This is a genomic window from Mesorhizobium sp. BHscii (genome assembly GCF_053848065.1).
In genome coordinates, this window is sequence record NZ_JBSPKW010000009.1 from 1 (window position 1) to 15,556 (window position 15,556).

Consider the following 15,556-nt stretch of genomic DNA (forward strand, 5'->3'; position numbering starts at 1 on the left):
GAAGACGTTGGTCAGCGCGGTCGCCACCGCCTCGGCCCGCTGGTCCGACAGCGCCAGGTTCGCGACCTCCGCCCCGACCGCATCGGTGTGACCCTCGATCAGGAAGGTCTCGCCCGGGTTCTCCTTGAGCAGGCGCTGCATGGCCTCGGCGACGCCTTCGAGCTTGCCGATCTCGCTCTCCGGGATCTGGGCCGAGCCGAACTCGAAATTGATGATATCGAGATCGATGCGCCTGACCTTGTCGCGGATGCGCGCCGAACGCCGGACCTCGTCAAGCGAGTAGGTGCGCTCCACCTGCTCGACCGGCGGCTGGTCCAGGAACGTATAGTAGTCTTCGGGGTCCTCAACCCATTCCGCGTCCAGTATGTAGTCGCGAACCGGAATGTCGAGGTCGAGGGGCGGCAGGTCGAGGCCGGGATCGCGCCATTCCAGCACCTCGTCGTAATAGTCGTCTTCGACATAGACGAGGACGATCTCGCGATCGTCGGGCAGGATCTTCACACGGCGGACGACATCTCCCCAGCGGTTGCGGATCGTGACGATCCGCGTCCCGTCGGGACGGACCACAACCTCGCGCTGCCGGCTGCGCGGCAGTTCCTCGTAGTAGACCTCGCGCGCGTCGATGATGAAGCGCTCCTCGCGAGGCCGCTCGATGAAATAGGTGTTGTCGGTTCGGAAGATGAAGCGGTTGTTGACCTCGCGCACAAGTTCCGCGCCCTCCGGAACCTCGGGACGCTCCCTGCGCGGGCGTTCGATGCGGCGGCCTTCCTCGGAGATGACGGAGCCGATTTGCACTGGATCTCTCGAGGCTCGCGCCTGCGCCGCGGCGTCGCTTTCGGGCAGCCGCTCGGCCCTGGCCCGAGCGGGCTGACCCGGCTCGGCGCCCCCCGGCTTGCGCCTCACCGGCTTTTCCTTGGCGCTGTCGAAGAGCCTGGCGGCGTTTTCGGGACGACGCATCGCCGCTTCGCGCTCCTTGCGCCGCTTCACGCGCTCCTCGGTGATCGCCGGCTCGGGTTCGGCGGCACGCTGTCTGGCGGCCTCGCGCTCCTTGCGCCGCTTCTGGCGTTCCTCGGTGATCGCCGGCTCGGGTTCGGCGGCAGGCCGTCTGGCGGCCTCGCGCTCCTTGCGCCGCTTCTGGCGTTCCTCGGTGATCGCGGGCTCGGGTTCGGCGGTACGCCGTTTGACGGCTTCGCGTTCCTTGCGCCGCTTCTGGCGTTCCTCGGTGATCGCCGGCTCGGGTTCGGCGGCACGCCGTTTGACGGTTTCGCGCTCCTTGCGCCGCTTCTGACGTTCCTCGGTGATCGCGGGCTCAGGTTCGGCGGCACGCCGTTTGATGGCTTCGCGCTCCCGCGCCGCAGGCCGCTTGGCCCGCTCGCGCTGCGCCGGCCTTTCTGCCTGGGGAGTCCGCTGCTCGTCGCGTTTGGCCCCCTTTCTATTCTTCCTGCGCAGCAGCTCTTCCTCTTCGGACGACTGGGCTTGGGCCAGAATGACGGGTGCCGCGAGCGGCTGGGCGTCGCGCGAAAGTGCGGGAAGCGGAGCAGGTGTCAATGTGAGGCCGACCGTGGCACCGACAAGAATCCGAAAATGGCGTTTCATCTGGACAATGATTCCGTAGAGCAGTCCCTTGCGCATCTCCAACCTTGAAACAGGTAAGATTGTTCCCAATCGGTCGGTTGCCGGGCGCTTCGAGGCGTTTTTCCGTCGAGAATATGTCCAGGGCGCGGCGCTTCACCGGCCGCAGCCGGGAATGACGAGAAACGCGACACTTCTGATGAGTTTCACGGGACCGCTGTCGATGATCATCGATCGTCAAGAACGAAAAATAATGTTGGACCTCTGCGTGCGGCATCGCGAGCGACACTGGAAAATGCCAATCTCGCACCCACGTCCAAGCGACCTTTGTCTTTCAGGAAAGCTCGATGACGGTCAGATCATTGATGATGATCGGCCGACCCCGTTCTACTATGTTCGCCCGCAGCGACGTCGAACCGCTAACCCCTGTGTGGTACTTGCAGCGAAGCAACACGAAGGCCGGCCAACGGGTCGGAGAGGCGACCGACAGGGTCACCTTGATGTTGGTCCGGAATTGGCGCTCGTTGCTCTTTCCGGTTGACCTCCTAAAAATCGGCGCGGGAAGGTCGCAGAAGAGTGGATAGCTGCAGTCCGTTTAGGCCGGCTATGTATCGTCTGAGGTCAGCTGGAAGGCGGACCTTAGTCTCTTAGACCGAAACGCCAAGAGTTATCGAATGAGGGCAACAGCCGCGTTCAGGCGAGGTTGAGGATGTCATCGCGGTGCGGCAAGCGCGCGGCTCTCATGTACAACTTCAGCGCTCCAAATTCGGGTTAACGGCGTAGTTCGCCGAGGATTGCGGCGAGTGCTCCACCCTGCCTTTTTGCGTCTGAGTTTGATGGAGCGCTAGTCGCTGACGGCTCTGACGAGGTTGAGAGCGAATGGCGCACGATCGCCATGTTGAGAGCGCCGTAGCCATTTCTGAGACGCGACTGGTCGTCGTTGAAGACGACGTCGAGGGTCCAGTGCAAAGCGTTCTCGACCAGCCAGTGGCCGCGCACGGCATGAGCGGCTCGTTCGGCCGTCAGTTCGGCGGAGGCGATAAAGTAACGCGTGTCGAAGCGGCTTTTGTCCTTCAGCCCAATGCGCGAGCTGACGCGCACGATGGTGTGGCGTCTGGCAGGCGCAGTTCGCCGGGAAAGCGGCGCTGGCCTTTCCAGCCAGCCAGTCTCGCGCGAGACGGTGACGGTGCGCTCCTCGATGCGGCCATGGCCCTTGTCGAGATCGACGAAGCTGTCGAGGCTATCGGCGGGAGCGTCGTCGAAATAGCGCTCGATCTCGGCTCTGAGCGTCGGCTGGTTAGCCTTGACGGCGAGCAGGTAGTCGGCGCCGGCTATCCCTGATGGTGGTAGCAATGGCGGCATTGGTGGCGATGGCGTCGATCGAGACGAGCGTGCCCTGAGGCCGTCATTTGCCGCCAGGCGCTCGACAAGCACCGGGATCGCGGTCGTCTCGTTGCTCTTGTCAGCGACGGCCTCCTGTCCGAGCACGAGACGGGCAGTGGTGGCGAAGGCCGAGACCAGATGCAGCGGGGCCTTGCCAGCGCCGCGATCGTGGCTGCGCCGTGACGTCTTGCCGTCGATGGCGACGAAGTCCGGCTTGTCGGGCCATGTCTGGCGCACCCATGAGGTGAAGGCGGCCGAGAACAGGCCCGGGTCGATGCGGTTCATCAGCAGGTCAGCCAGCGCCCGCCCGGCACGCCGTGATGATAGGGCAAGTAGCGGCGCAGGAAGTTGAGACGCGCCGCGCCCCAATCGGCAATGAGATCATAGTCGTCGCAGTCGCAGATCGTGCCGCAGACAACCAGAAGCAGGACTCCGGCAGCGGATGCGCCACCCGCCATGGCTCGCGCGGGTCTTCGATCGAGGCGAAATGCTCCAGAAGCGCCTTCAGGCGCGGCTTCTCAAATCCTTCGAGGGCGGCAAGGGGCATGGCAGGGCTCTGAAATCATCGAAGCCCCATGGAATCAGATCAACCGCAGTCCCTAAAGCCCGTTAACCCGAGTTCGCAGCCCTGTGTCCAACTTCCCCGAGATTGCTCCCAGCGGTTGTCGGTGCTAAATGTGGTAGAAGCAGCCGCACTGATGTGTCCGAGTGCGCCGCCCGCCGCCGCCGATGCTTCGCCTAAAGAGTGGCAGGGTTTGGAGACCGGGACGATGAGCTTGACGCGCCGCGATGTCTTGATCGCCGGGAGTGTAGGGTTTGCCGGGGTTTCGCTCTTCTCGCTGCAGAGCGCGCGCGCGAACGATGAAGCGCTGGATCTCGTCGAACAGCTCACCGGACGGACGGCCACGGTGTCGGATCGCCTGCACCTGATAATGCCGACGGACTTCCCGACCGGCTATACCGTGCCCATGAGCCTTTACATCGACAGCCCAATGACTGAGGCCGACCATGTGAGGCAAATGCGCGTGTTCGCGCCGCGGAACCCGCTTATCGAAGTCGCCAGTTTCCATTTCGTCCCCCAACGCAGTCTACCTCGCGTGTCGACACGCATCCGTCTTGCCAGACCGCAACATGTCATCGCTGTTGCCGAAATGAATGACGGCAATTTGCTGATGACCACGACGTGGGTCCGTGTCGCCACGGATGGCTGTGCCTGAGATCGGAGAGAGACAGTGACCACCCCGACACCACGCGTGATCGTGCCGAGCGCCGCGGCGAAGGGAGAGATTTTTCAGGTCAAGACCATCATCAGCCATGAGATGGAAACAGGGCTGCGCCATGATGATCAAGGCAATGTGATCCCGCGCAAGATCATCAACAAGTTTGTCTGCCGCTACAACGAAACCGTGGTGTTCAGTGTCGATCTCCACGAGGCGATTTCGGCCAACCCGTTCTTCGAATTTTCCTTGCGCGCGACGGAGAGCGGCCGGCTCGATTTCGTTTGGGAAGAAGATGGCGGTGCCGTCTTTGCGTTGTCGCACCAGCTCACGGTCGGTTGAGGTGGTGGCGCAATTCAGCTGCGCGAATTGATGTGAAGAGCTGGGCAGGAGCGTGACCCGAAAACTCCGAAACAGACGGGTATTCAGCATGCGCCCCGTCGCGAGATCTGCGATTGCCACGGGCCTCGTGCTGCTCGTCAGCCAATCCGGCGCGGCGGCGGAGGCCGATCAAGGCGCTCAACTCGCCGCGATCTGTGCGTCCTGCCATCGCCTCGATGGCGGCGGCACAGTCATTCCCAGCATCATCGGGCTTGGTGAGGAGAGGCTCACCAACGCCCTGCTTGCCTACCGGGCGAACGAGAGTCCAAATCACATCATGCACGCTATCGCGCTGTCGCTCAACGACGAGGAGATCGCGAGCGTCGCGCGCTATGTCGCAGCGCAGGGAAAGTAACGCGCCATGAAATCCTGGACCCGTCGCGAGTTCGGCCGCCTCACCGGAGCAGCGTTGCTAACGGCGCTCAACCAGCCGAAGGCGCGGGGCCAGGCCAAGGCGCGTGTCGTCGTGATCGGCGGCGGCATCGGCGGCGCAACGGTCGCCAAATATCTCGCCGCCACCGTCACGGCTATCGAAGTGACCCTGGTTGAACCGCGGCAGAGCTACGCGACCTGTTTCTTCAGCAATCTCTATCTCGCCGGGCTGCGCCCGTTCGAATCGCTCAGTCATGGTTATGAAGCGCTGGCAAAACAATATGGCATCACCGTCATTCATGAGTCCGCCGCGGCGATTCACCCGGCGGTGAAAACCGTTGCGCTGAACAACGGTTCGAAGCTCAGCTACGACCGCCTCGTTGTTGCGCCAGGCATCGCATTCAGGGATCGGGCGCTTAACGGCTATGACGAAGCGGCGATGGAGATCATGCCGCACGCCTGGCATGCAGGGCAGCAAACCAGGCTGTTGCGCCAGCAACTGGAAAGCATGGAGGACGGCGGGCTGTTCGTGCTCGTTGCTCCGCCGAATCCGTTTCGCTGCCCGCCCGCCCCCTACGAGCGCGCTTCGCTCGTCGCATCCTATTTCCAGCGCCGCAAACCCAAGGCCAAAATTCTGATCCTCGATGCGAAAGACAGCTTCAACGCGCAGGACCTGTTCCAGGACGCTTGGAACCGCCACTATCCGGGAATGATCGAATGGCTACCGGCCCAGTTCACTGGCGGGGTCACGGCGATCGACGCGAAGACCCGGTCGGTGATCACCGAGGGAGCAACATTCAAGGCCGCGGTGGCCAATGTCATCCCGGCGCAAATGGCCGGGCGCTTGGCGCAGCAGGCAGGGCTCGCCAATCAGTCGGGCTGGTGTCCGGTTGATCCGGTCACCTTCGAATCGGCGCTGCAGCCCGGCGTCCATCTGGTCGGCGACGCGATCATCGGCTGGGATATGCCGAAATCCGCCTTCTGCGCCAACAGCCAGGCCAAAGCCTGCGCCTTTGCTATCGCGGCCGATCTCACCGGATCAGCGCGTTTCCCGGCGCATTTGTTCAACACCTGCTACACCTATCTCGCCCCGGACGATGCGTTCAGCAACGCCATCAGCTTCAAGCCCGTCGACGGGAAGCTCAAGAGCGTCATTAGCTTCATCAGCAAGGTCGAGGAAAGCTCCGAGGTCCGCCGGCAGGCTGCGCGTGCGGCGGAAGGCTGGTATGACGCGTTCACGCACGACGTGTTTGGCTGAAACGAAACTCAACTCCGCTCGACGGCCGGGCCGGCCATTGCGGAAATGCCGGCACCATGCTGGGTACGCTCCGCCTTGGCACCGGATCGTTGCTCCGGGATCAGCGCTGGAACAGGATCGGGCAGCCGCTCCAGCCGCAGCGAATTCACCACCACGAGGATGCTCGAGCCGGCCATGACCGCCGCCGCAAGGATTGGCTGCAGAAGTCCGAATGCTGCGAACGTCAGGGCGACGAGGTTGTAGCCGAACGCCCACATAAGGTTGGTCAAAATGGTCCTGCGGACCGCGCGGGCCACGTCGACGATCCAGGGCAGCATCCACAATCCGTCAGCAGGCAGCACGAGCGCCGCAGTCTCGCGGGCGAGATCGGTGGCGGAGCCGACGGCGATACCGACATCTGCGGCGGCCAGGACCGGCCCGTCATTCAGTCCATCGCCGACCATCGCCACCGAACCGTGGTCATGGCGGAGCCGATCCAGGGCCAGCCGTTTGGCCTCCGGCGAAAGGCCCGCTTGGATGTCCTTGATCCCGACCAGGGCCGCGATCCGCTCCGCCGCTTGCGCCAAGTCGCCGGTCAACAGCGTGGCGTCGAGCCCGCGCTCACGCAGGGCCGCGATCGCGGCCTGCGCTTCGGGAAGCGGTGAATCATCGAGTGACAGCACGGCGTGAACCTGCTCGCCCCAACCGACATAGACCACCGAATGACCGCTCGCCTCCAGCGACCGCGCACGCTCGGCCAGCGACGGGGGAAGCGGCCAGGACAGATCATTCATCAGTCTGCCGTTCCCTGCCGCCACGGGCCGGCCTTCGGCACTGCCGCGGACGCCACGGCCGGGAACCGTCCGGACATCGCGGGTGACGAGCGGCGTGATGCCCCGCTGAGCGGCTGCTGCCGCGATGGCCTGCGCCAGACCATGCTCGGAAAGGCGCTCCAGACCGGCGGCGCGTGCCAGTGCTTCGTCGATGCCGACCTCCTCGCAGTCGACGCCGACGAGACGCGCTTTGCCCGCCGTCAGAGTGCCGGTCTTGTCGAAGGCGAGCAGCCGGACACGCGCGAGGGTCTCGAGCACGCCGGGGTCGCGGACGAGGCAGCCGTGCCGCGCCAGCCGGCCGATGCCGAGTGATGTCGCCATCGGAGCAGCGAGGCCGACGGCACAAGGACAGGCAACCACCAGTACCGAGAGGCCAATCAGCAACGCCCCATCGAACGGCAATGACTGCGCCCAGTAAACGATCGTCAGCCCGCCGAGGGCGAGGACGAGCGGCACGGACACGCCAACGATCCGATCGGCAAGGCGCTGGGTTGGACTGCGACGGCCCAGCGCTTCGCGCACCGACCGGCAAATCCGCGCCCAGCGGGTTGCAGTTCCGTCACCGCTGCTTTGGATCAGGAGCGGGCCGTCGATATTGATACTGCCGGCAATCACCTTGGAGCCGGCTCCCTTTGTCACTTGCCGGCTTTCTCCGGTAATCACGGCTTCATCGGTGTTCGATTCCCCCTCGACAACTACGCCGTCGACCGGAATGCGCTCGCCTGGCCGGACCCGCACCAGCATGGCGGCCGACACCTCCCGCACAGGACGGCGGATGTCTGCCGCGCCATCGACCACGGTCGCGCTCTCGCTTTCTGCGGCCAGAAGAGGTTCGAGGTCGCGCGCCGCCCTGGCACGGCCAACAGCCTCGAGATAGCGGCCAACGGTGAATAGCATCAGTACCATCACGGCGGTGTCGAAATAGACATGCGTGCTGCCCTCGAACACGGCAAATGCCGAATAGAGGTAAGCGGCAGCGACGCCAAGCACGACGAGTGCCGACGACGTCACTCGTCCCTGCATGCCATTGAGCCACATTTCGCGCAGATAGGGTCCGCCGAGAATCACCACCGCCGGCGTCGCGAAGATCCAGAGCAAAAGGTGAATCCACGGCAGCACGCCCGCATCGACGCCGGTGAACGCGTCCGAATAGAGGAGGAGGCTGAACATCATGATATTCATGGAGAGAAAGCCTCCCACGCCGAGCTGGATCAGAAGCCAGGCAGCTTCCCACTCTTCGTGTCTGCCGCTCTTCACCTGAAAGGCGATGCAACAGCCGTAGCAGCAGAACGCGCAAGCCTCACCGTTGAGCCTGCGCTCCATCGGGCGCAGGCCGACGGGCAGCGAACAGTGGCTACAGAGGATATCGCCATGCGCAGTCATGCGGGATGTCCGCCCAGCCAAGCAAGGCCGATATGCGCGTCGGAAGGCAGGAGACCACGGCCGAGCGTGATGAAGCCGAGCAAAAGAATAAAGCCACCAGCCAGCCGCACGCCGCGCCGCCGCCAGGCTGGCCCGAGTATCCGGCCAACGCCGCCCATCATCAACATCGCGGGGAAGGTTCCCAGTCCGAACCATGCCATAACGAGAAACCCGGGAAGCGCTCCGGCGGTGCTCGCCGCCTGGGCGGCGAAGGCATAAACCAGGGGACATGGCAGGAAGCCGTTGAAAACGCCAAAGGCGAGCGGTGCGGCGCTGCTCCGAGCCGTCAACAGACCGCGCAGGGACAATGCAAACGTGCTGCCGCCAAATCCGATCGCAAGGCGATGAAAGACCTGCAGCAAGCCGAAGAACTGCAACGCCATGGCAATCATGAGCAGGCCAGCGACGATCGCAAGAATTCGTTGGGCGATGTCGAGGGAGCCGTTCAAGAGCGGCGGCGCCGTTAGACCTTGCGTGGTGCAGATGACCTGACCGATCGCACCCGCGAGCCCGCCCAGAAAGCAATAGGTTGTCAATCGGCCGGTATTATAGAGCAGATGGCGAAGGACGGTTGCGCCTCCGCCTCGCTGATCGCGGCCCAGCGCGCAGGCAAAGCCGCCGCACATGCCGATGCAATGAAAGCTGCCTGCAAATCCAGCGGCGAAGATCACGAGGTAGTAGATCATTGGCGTTTTCGCAGCGCCGCGTCCGCGCCGCTATTGCCGCACAAGATAGACAAGATAAATGATAAAGCCGACGGTGCAGCCGCCATAGATGAGGAAGCCGAGCATCTGTGGCAAGCCGGCGTCAGCGAGCTTGAAAATGGTGTCCTGTAGCATCCGCTGCTCCTATGTCAGCCGAAATAAAGACGAAGCACGTTTGTCGCCACCTCGAAGGCCAGGAAAAGGAGGTTCAATGCGGCGACCCCAAGAAGAATTCTGGCTACCAACATCTCCATCACTCCTGCCTTACCAGCCTTGCGACAATCTTCTTAGAACAGACGGCCGGGACCGAGCCCGCCCCAATAGACATACATGTAATACAGCCCCCAACCGAACAGCAGCACGTAGACGACGAGAAGCCATATGGGAATGAATCCCACACGCGCCTGTATCAGGCCGCCGGCATAGTCTTCCAGTTCAGGGTGCGAGCTTTGACGCACTTCCAGTTCCGGATGCGTCGGGCTCTCCGGATCGCTGCTCTGCAGATCGCTCATTTTCCATTTCCCTTTCAAAAAACCCGTTGGCGGCTTTGTCGGTGCCGCTCAACGCGCCGGATAGGACGCCCCAGATGAACAAGAACAGGGCCGCCAGGCTCATCATCATGGCGCCCGCATAGGGTCCGGTGACTTCAAAACCGAGCATGGCTATCCTCCTGCGGGCGCCTGTTCCTCGCCAGGCGGCGCTGGCGGGCCGGACGCCGGCACCGACGGATCGGGCACATAGGCTCGCTCAGGCTTGTCAGCGACCAGTTCCAGATCGTTCAGCGCCGCGCGGGCCTCCTTCTTGATCGAGAGCGGCTGCAGCGAGAGCGGGTCTTTATAGGCGGAAAGCGCCACCACGAAATAGGAAAGCGCCCACCGGTCCTCGTCCGGAAAGGAATCCCGATAGGACGGCATCGGCGTGCCGCTGAGGCCCGTAGTTATCGTCCGGAAGATGTCTTCGACGGCCGGGCCAGACTTGAACTGGCCGCTGGTGAGGTCGGCCGGCACGGTGGCGAACCCGAGATCATCCTTGAGGCCGGCAGCCTTCTCGCCGTCGCCCTTGCCACCTTGGCCGTGGCACTCCCAGCACTTCGCCACCTGCCAAACCTCCTTGCCACGGTCCAGCATCGTCTGGGACGGGGTCGGCGGGCGCCCGATATACAACGGTGGGCCAGGCGGTTCCTCGACGAAGAAAGCGTAAGGACTGGCGGGATCGGAACGGTCAACCGCTAGTTCATACTTGATGTATTGGATCACCGCCAACCGATCGTTGAGCGGCAGTTCGTACCAAGGGGGCATTGCCGTGCCGCGGATGCCGCGAGTAATGGTGCGCAGCATGTCGCCGTCCGTGGGCAGGGGCTCCTTTGTCAACCTGAACTTGAAGACTGCTGACGTGAAGTCCCTGGGCCGCTGGTTAAACATGAAGGTGGCGGCCGGCCCGTTGCCGTCGCCTTTGGCACCGTGGCAACCGATGCAGCGGCGCTCATACACTTCCTTGCCATAGGCAATCCATTCCTCGGAGCGCGGCATCGTCGCATCCATGACCTCCAGGCTCTGCGGCTCGAAAAGATCGCGCCATTTACCCCGGTTCGTGCCGAGCTTCTGGACATAGGAAACGAGCGCCGCCACCGATTCCGTCTCCGCCGCGATGCTGACGGTTTCTCCTGTGTATTCGTCGTTCGGCGTCAGGATGATCGGCTTTCTTTCGCGCGCCTTCAGCGGCACGAACAGCAACCCATATGCATTCGGCGTCAGCTGGATCGCTTGCTGGCTGTCGAAGTCGAACAGGCCTTTGGTGACCTCTGTCCTCTCCAGGGTCCGATTGCCAGCGCCGTCGTCAACGATACGGACGGCTGCATCCGGCTCGTGGAAGAGGCCGCGATACGGCGCCATTATCGAGTCCGGCACCAGCATCCGCGGATTGTAGAAGTGCGCCAGGTGCCATTCGTCGCTGTATTTCAGGCCGACACGCGTCAGGTCCGGCCCGATCCGGCGTGTGCCTAACAGGTGCGGCACGTCATAGGCGTATTCGCCCGCCTCGCTGACCGGTCCCCAGCGGCGGATCTCGCCGGTCACCGGCCGCACAAATTGCGAATGACAGTACCAGCAGCCTTCGCGCAGGTAAATGTTGCGGCCGCGACGCTGCTGCTCGGTGTAGTCCGTCGCCTCTGAAACCGTCCATTTCAGCTGGCCGAAATCCGTGCGCACCACCGAGGTCACGCGCGTAGTTCGCGAGGACGGCTCCACGAAGGGCAGCACGCCCTGCGTGATCACCGCAAGGGTGATGCAGAAGACGCCGGCGAACAGTGCGAAGAAGCGAACGTTCACTGCGCGGGCCCTCCCGCCGGGGCGGGGATAGGCGCCTCCACCGGGCCGCGGACGCGTCGCGCCTCAGCCGCCGGGCTGGTCAGTGCGGTCAGCATCAGATTCACCACCAGCAGCGACATACCGATATCCATGCTGATGCCTGCCAGAGTCCGCGCCAGCCAGTAGGGCTTCACCCAGACGAGCGAGTCGAGCCATTCGACCCCATTCATCCATTGATAACCCTGCTGCAGCCCGCCCGCTGTGAGGACCAGGCCCATGGTCGCGATGCCGACGGTGATCAGCCAGAACGACCAGTTGCCGAGCTTGAAGGACCAGAGTTCGCGCCCGAACAGCCGCGGCCAAGTATAGACGAGACCCCCCATCGCCCAGACGACGAAGGTGCCGAACACGGTGAGATGCGAATGCGAGATGACGAAATCGGTGAAATGGGTCGGCTGCTGCAACTGCCGCAGCGCCTCGGTGGAGCCCTGGAAGCAGCCGACGAGATACATGAGCGAGCCCATGATCAGGAACTTCGCCGGCAGGTTCCTGCCGAACTCATGCCACTTGCCCATCATGGTGCCGAAGAAGTTCACCAGCACCGTCCACACCGGAATGATCAGCAGCATCGACGTGACGACGGCCAAGGTCTCGGCCCAGTCCGCGATCGGGCTGTAGAGGTAATGGTGGATGCCGACGAACGGGTAGAACAATGCCAGGGACCAGAAGCCTACCAGCGAGAGCTTATGGGCATAGAGCGGATTTCGCGCGCTGATCGGCAGGAAATAGTAGATGATCACGTAGCCCGCGGGCGTTAGCCACAGCCCGACGATGTAGTGGAGATAGAGGCCATGGAAGGCGGCGCTGTTGATGCCCGAGATCGTGTACGGCAGGATGAAGCTTCCAAGCACGAAGTTCATCGTCGTCCACACGAAAGTGGCGATCAAGTACCATAGCGCGACATAGATCGCCGGCTCGAGCCTTCGACTGATCGTGATCAGGAATTGCGCGGTAGCAACAGCCACTACGATGAAGAATGCGACCTTCGCATAGAGCGGAAACTCTCCGGCTTCCAAACCGTCACTGTCGCCGAACAGCAAGCCGACCAAACCGGCAAGCGTTGCGACGTTCCAGACCCATGCGAGAAGAACCGACCACTCCGACCATATCACCCGCACCCCCGACAGACGCGGCACGAGATAATAGCAAAGGCCGATGAAAAGCGTCGAGAAGGCGCCGAAGATGACACCGTTGACGTGGACCGGGCGCAGCCGGCCGAAGGTGAGCTCGAGGTTTCCCGATCCAAGATAGTCGGGATAGTTGAAGGTGCTCGAGATCAGAACGCCGACGGATGGCGTCACCATCAGCCAGAACATGCCGAAATAAAGCCAGGTCCGCACGACCCGGTTGTCGACCAGCGCATCCAGGTCCACATTCGCGAAGTTGCCGCGCAGCTTCATCCCCGTCTCTGGCAACGCATAGACCTCCCCGCGCGGTTCCCGGGCCGCACGACTGCTTCAACCCCACCCATCGAGGTGTCATCCCGATGGACGCGCTCCCGTGAAGCCGATGCCCCGGCTATCGACGAGATTAGTACTTGCCTGGCACCAACACCGAGCCGGTGTTCGACCAGGTGATGTACGCCTCCAGCGCCTTCATCGCCTCCGATTCGGGATCGATCTTCTCGCCCTGGTTCGGTTTCTCGATGCACCAGTTGATCATGTCGCGCAGTGTCGCGAACTTGGCCATCGACTGCTGGAACTTCGGGAACGCGTGCGGGTGGGTATCGGAGGCCATCGGATGGCACATGGCGCAAGCCCACCCGGTGGTCGATAGCTTGACGCCCAACTGCTCCGCCATCGCCGCATCACCGTGGAACAAGAGGTCTCCCTTCCTGACCTCCTCCATGAACGCCTCTTGATAGAGTTTCAGCTGCTTTGGCGTCACCGGGTCCTTGTTGGCACTGGCCGGCCCGACGACGACGGCAGCTGCGACGGCTGCTCCGGCGACGGTGGAACGCCGCAGAATGCAGAGGAATGTCGATGTGTTTATCATAGCCACCACCCTTTATGGATTTGCCCACGGGTATTGATTGTCGGCGATGCGTGGCCGTATGACCTCCTCAATGCTCTTGTCGTGGTCCTCCGGCGACTGGACGAACACCTCCTTGCGGCCCCACATGATGTACTCGACATCGACCTTGTCGTCGGAGTTGACGTTTACGGTTTCCCAACCGACCCCGTCGAAGGGATCGCCCGGATCGACACGGATCATCGGCTTGGTCAGCTTGGGCACGCCTTCCGGCGCATAGGGCCACGGCCAGGAGGTCGCCAGCATGCCGATCGAGCGCATGCTGCCGATCTCGTTGTAGAGCACCTGGTGCACGTGACCGTGGATGTTGGTGACCTTGGTATAAGGCTTCAGCACGTCATTCACTTCGCGCCAGTCGCGCACCCAGAAGTTCCAGGGCGGGTAGTACTCGTACAGCGGATTATGGCTGAAGATGACGATCGGTTTGGACTTATCCCAGTCGGCGAGTGTCTTCTGCATCCAGTCGAGTTGCTCGCGGCCGACACCGGCCCACGCGCCGGCAACCGTGCCGTCGAGGGTAGCCATGTGGCCCATGCGCTCCTCTGGCGTCATCTTCTTCGCTGTCCAGTAGTCCGGTCCCCGGCTGACCGTATCGAGCCCGATGAAGCGCACGCCTTTGTGATCGAAGGTCCAGTTGGGTTGGCCGAACAACTCGCCCCACTTCTTCCCCATATCCAGATACCAGTCATGCTCGCCGGGGATGTAGTACTTCTTGATCTTCAGATCCTTGAGGAGCTCAACGCCAAGCTCAAGTTCCTCGATCTTTCCGAGCTGGGCCAGGTCGCCGCCGAAGATCAGGAAGTCGGCCGACGGATCCATGGCCTGGACCTCTTGCACGGCGCGCACCACCTTGTCGACGAAGCGCGTGTTGAGCGATCTCTCGTAGAGATGGGTGTCCGAAATCCAGGCAAATTTGAAGGGCGCTTCGGCGGCGTGAGCGACGTCGATAGTGTTGAGCAGCGGCCACCACGCGAAGGTCTGGCCGACGGAAGCAGCACCGAACAGCAGCGATCTGTGAATGAAGGTGCGGCGGGTGATTTGGAGCGAGTCGTCGGGCCGTACTCCAGGCGGCTGCAGCACCGCATGCATTTCGCGCCGAATGCGGTCAAGCTCGTCAGACATCACGGTTCCTCCTCAGTGCAGACCGTTTCTTAAAGCGGCGGTCTTCTCGCAGGAGCGCGACCCTGTTGAATCAGTGGGTCGCAAATTTTCTTTATTTTTTCAGTTCAACCGTCAGACTGGTGGCCTTATTCTCCTCTACCTTTACGGGCTGCTCGATGGGCCCGGTGAAGGGGTGGATCGCCACGAGTTTGTAGTCGCCCGGCGGAACATCGGTTATGCTGAACTTGCCATCGGCGCCGGTGACCGCGTAATAGGGATTGTCCACCACATAGACCCAGCCTTCCATCCAGCCATGCGCGTCGCAGTCGACGCGGACAGTGCCGGCCCGCTTCAGTTCGACGGGTATCCGCTGGCCCTTATTGGGTAGCGCCAGGTTGAAAGCGGTGCGCTTGCCATAGTAGCCGTGGGTGTTGTGGAGCATTGGGTCGCTGTTGACCACCTCCAGCGAACCGGCGGGTATCATCTGAACCGCGGGCTCAAAGCGGCATTTGAGGTTGTTAAGCTCAGGCGGCTTTCCGGGCTCCGGCCAGGCCTTTCCCTGTGCCACGTCGACCAGCTGCACCGCCGCGTTCAGCACGGCCTGGTCGCTGCCGACTTCGATCAGCGGCTCCTCGCGGGGGTCGCCGCACACCTCGATATCCTTGGTGGGGATGATCTTTGTTGTCGGCACGTCGCCGCGGTAGACGATCGTACCCTCGATCGTTCCGCCTCCCGTGACCGGACCCACTTCGTAGGCTTGCGCAGGCGCGGACATTGTCGCAACGACAGCGATTGCTGCTAGCCCGCTCATCAATTCGCGAATCATCATAAAAGCCACCTCCTTCGTGAGGGATGAGGGGCAACTTTTAAATATAGCGCCAAACCACTACCATGTCTAGCCATTCAGCAACAAAATATGATAAAATAGGATGGTTTA

At 62.5% G+C, this 15,556-nt stretch carries 17 protein-coding genes; 5 read left to right on the plus strand and 12 right to left on the minus strand.

Annotated elements, in window-relative coordinates; genetic code table 11:
• Positions 1-1,596, minus strand: a 1,596-nt coding sequence (locus ACWTU7_RS14380; RefSeq protein ID WP_455846524.1) for an OmpA family protein, incomplete at its 3' end; no start/stop codon positions are given.
• Positions 1,597-1,624: 28 nt separating this feature from the next.
• On the opposite strand from ACWTU7_RS14380, the gene ACWTU7_RS14385 reads away from it, so the two are divergent.
• Positions 1,625-2,113 carry a hypothetical protein gene (locus ACWTU7_RS14385; RefSeq protein WP_455838874.1) on the plus strand — a complete coding sequence of 163 codons (489 nt, stop codon included), beginning with the start codon at positions 1,625-1,627 and terminating at the stop codon, positions 2,111-2,113.
• Between the two features lie 230 nt (positions 2,114-2,343).
• On the opposite strand, the gene ACWTU7_RS14390 is transcribed toward ACWTU7_RS14385, so the two are convergent.
• Complete coding sequence (locus ACWTU7_RS14390; protein WP_455838875.1) at positions 2,344-3,240, minus strand: ISAs1 family transposase; 897 nt, start codon at positions 3,238-3,240, stop codon at positions 2,344-2,346.
• Positions 3,240-3,413, minus strand: a complete 174-nt coding sequence (locus ACWTU7_RS14395) for a transposase family protein (protein WP_455838876.1) — start codon at positions 3,411-3,413, stop codon at positions 3,240-3,242. Before ACWTU7_RS14395 ends, ACWTU7_RS14390 begins: the two co-directional genes overlap by 1 nt.
• A 312-nt stretch (positions 3,414-3,725) precedes the next feature.
• Between ACWTU7_RS14395 and ACWTU7_RS14400 the strand changes: the two genes are divergently transcribed.
• The 4 genes from ACWTU7_RS14400 to ACWTU7_RS14415 all read left to right on the plus strand — a co-directional run bounded on the left by ACWTU7_RS14400 (position 3,726) and on the right by ACWTU7_RS14415 (position 6,183).
• Complete coding sequence (locus ACWTU7_RS14400; protein WP_065007034.1) at positions 3,726-4,172, plus strand: thiosulfate oxidation carrier protein SoxY; 447 nt, start codon at positions 3,726-3,728, stop codon at positions 4,170-4,172.
• A 15-nt stretch (positions 4,173-4,187) separates the two neighbouring features.
• Positions 4,188-4,514 carry a thiosulfate oxidation carrier complex protein SoxZ gene (soxZ, locus tag ACWTU7_RS14405; RefSeq protein ID WP_206523219.1) on the plus strand — a complete coding sequence of 109 codons (327 nt, stop codon included), beginning with the start codon at positions 4,188-4,190 and terminating at the stop codon, positions 4,512-4,514.
• 88 nt (positions 4,515-4,602) lie between these two features.
• Positions 4,603-4,908, plus strand: a complete 306-nt coding sequence (locus ACWTU7_RS14410; RefSeq protein ID WP_455838877.1) for a c-type cytochrome — start codon at positions 4,603-4,605, stop codon at positions 4,906-4,908.
• A 6-nt stretch (positions 4,909-4,914) separates the two neighbouring features.
• A complete protein-coding gene (locus ACWTU7_RS14415) occupies positions 4,915-6,183 on the plus strand; it encodes an NAD(P)/FAD-dependent oxidoreductase (RefSeq protein WP_455838878.1) in 1,269 nt (422 codons plus the stop codon).
• A gap of 8 nt (positions 6,184-6,191) precedes the next feature.
• On the opposite strand, the gene ACWTU7_RS14420 is transcribed toward ACWTU7_RS14415, so the two are convergent.
• The 9 genes from ACWTU7_RS14420 to ACWTU7_RS14460 all read right to left on the minus strand — a co-directional run bounded on the left by ACWTU7_RS14420 (position 6,192) and on the right by ACWTU7_RS14460 (position 15,445).
• Positions 6,192-8,318, minus strand: coding sequence for a heavy metal translocating P-type ATPase (locus ACWTU7_RS14420; protein WP_455839024.1), 2,127 nt, complete (start codon positions 8,316-8,318; stop codon positions 6,192-6,194).
• A gap of 56 nt (positions 8,319-8,374) precedes the next feature.
• Positions 8,375-9,103, minus strand: a complete 729-nt coding sequence (locus ACWTU7_RS14425; protein ID WP_455838879.1) for a sulfite exporter TauE/SafE family protein — start codon at positions 9,101-9,103, stop codon at positions 8,375-8,377.
• Positions 9,104-9,133: 30 nt separating this feature from the next.
• Positions 9,134-9,256 (minus strand): hypothetical protein, encoded by a 123-nt coding sequence (locus ACWTU7_RS14430; RefSeq protein ID WP_268929141.1) that lies wholly within the window; start codon positions 9,254-9,256, stop codon positions 9,134-9,136.
• Positions 9,257-9,408: 152 nt separating this feature from the next.
• Entirely contained in the window at positions 9,409-9,633 is a 225-nt protein-coding gene (locus ACWTU7_RS14435; protein ID WP_455838880.1) for a hypothetical protein, read from the minus strand.
• 150 nt (positions 9,634-9,783) lie between these two features.
• Complete coding sequence (locus ACWTU7_RS14440; protein WP_455838881.1) at positions 9,784-11,448, minus strand: cbb3-type cytochrome c oxidase subunit II; 1,665 nt, start codon at positions 11,446-11,448, stop codon at positions 9,784-9,786.
• Positions 11,445-12,887, minus strand: a complete 1,443-nt coding sequence (locus ACWTU7_RS14445) for a cbb3-type cytochrome c oxidase subunit I (protein WP_455839025.1) — start codon at positions 12,885-12,887, stop codon at positions 11,445-11,447. The genes ACWTU7_RS14440 and ACWTU7_RS14445 overlap by 4 nt, the downstream gene beginning before the upstream one ends.
• A gap of 130 nt (positions 12,888-13,017) precedes the next feature.
• Positions 13,018-13,482 carry a c-type cytochrome gene (locus ACWTU7_RS14450; protein WP_455838882.1) on the minus strand — a complete coding sequence of 155 codons (465 nt, stop codon included), beginning with the start codon at positions 13,480-13,482 and terminating at the stop codon, positions 13,018-13,020.
• 12 nt (positions 13,483-13,494) lie between these two features.
• Entirely contained in the window at positions 13,495-14,640 is a 1,146-nt protein-coding gene (locus ACWTU7_RS14455) for a metallophosphoesterase family protein (RefSeq protein ID WP_455838883.1), read from the minus strand.
• Between the two features lie 91 nt (positions 14,641-14,731).
• Positions 14,732-15,445, minus strand: coding sequence for a hypothetical protein (locus tag ACWTU7_RS14460; protein WP_455839026.1), 714 nt, complete (start codon positions 15,443-15,445; stop codon positions 14,732-14,734).
• Positions 15,446-15,556 lie beyond the last annotated feature (111 nt).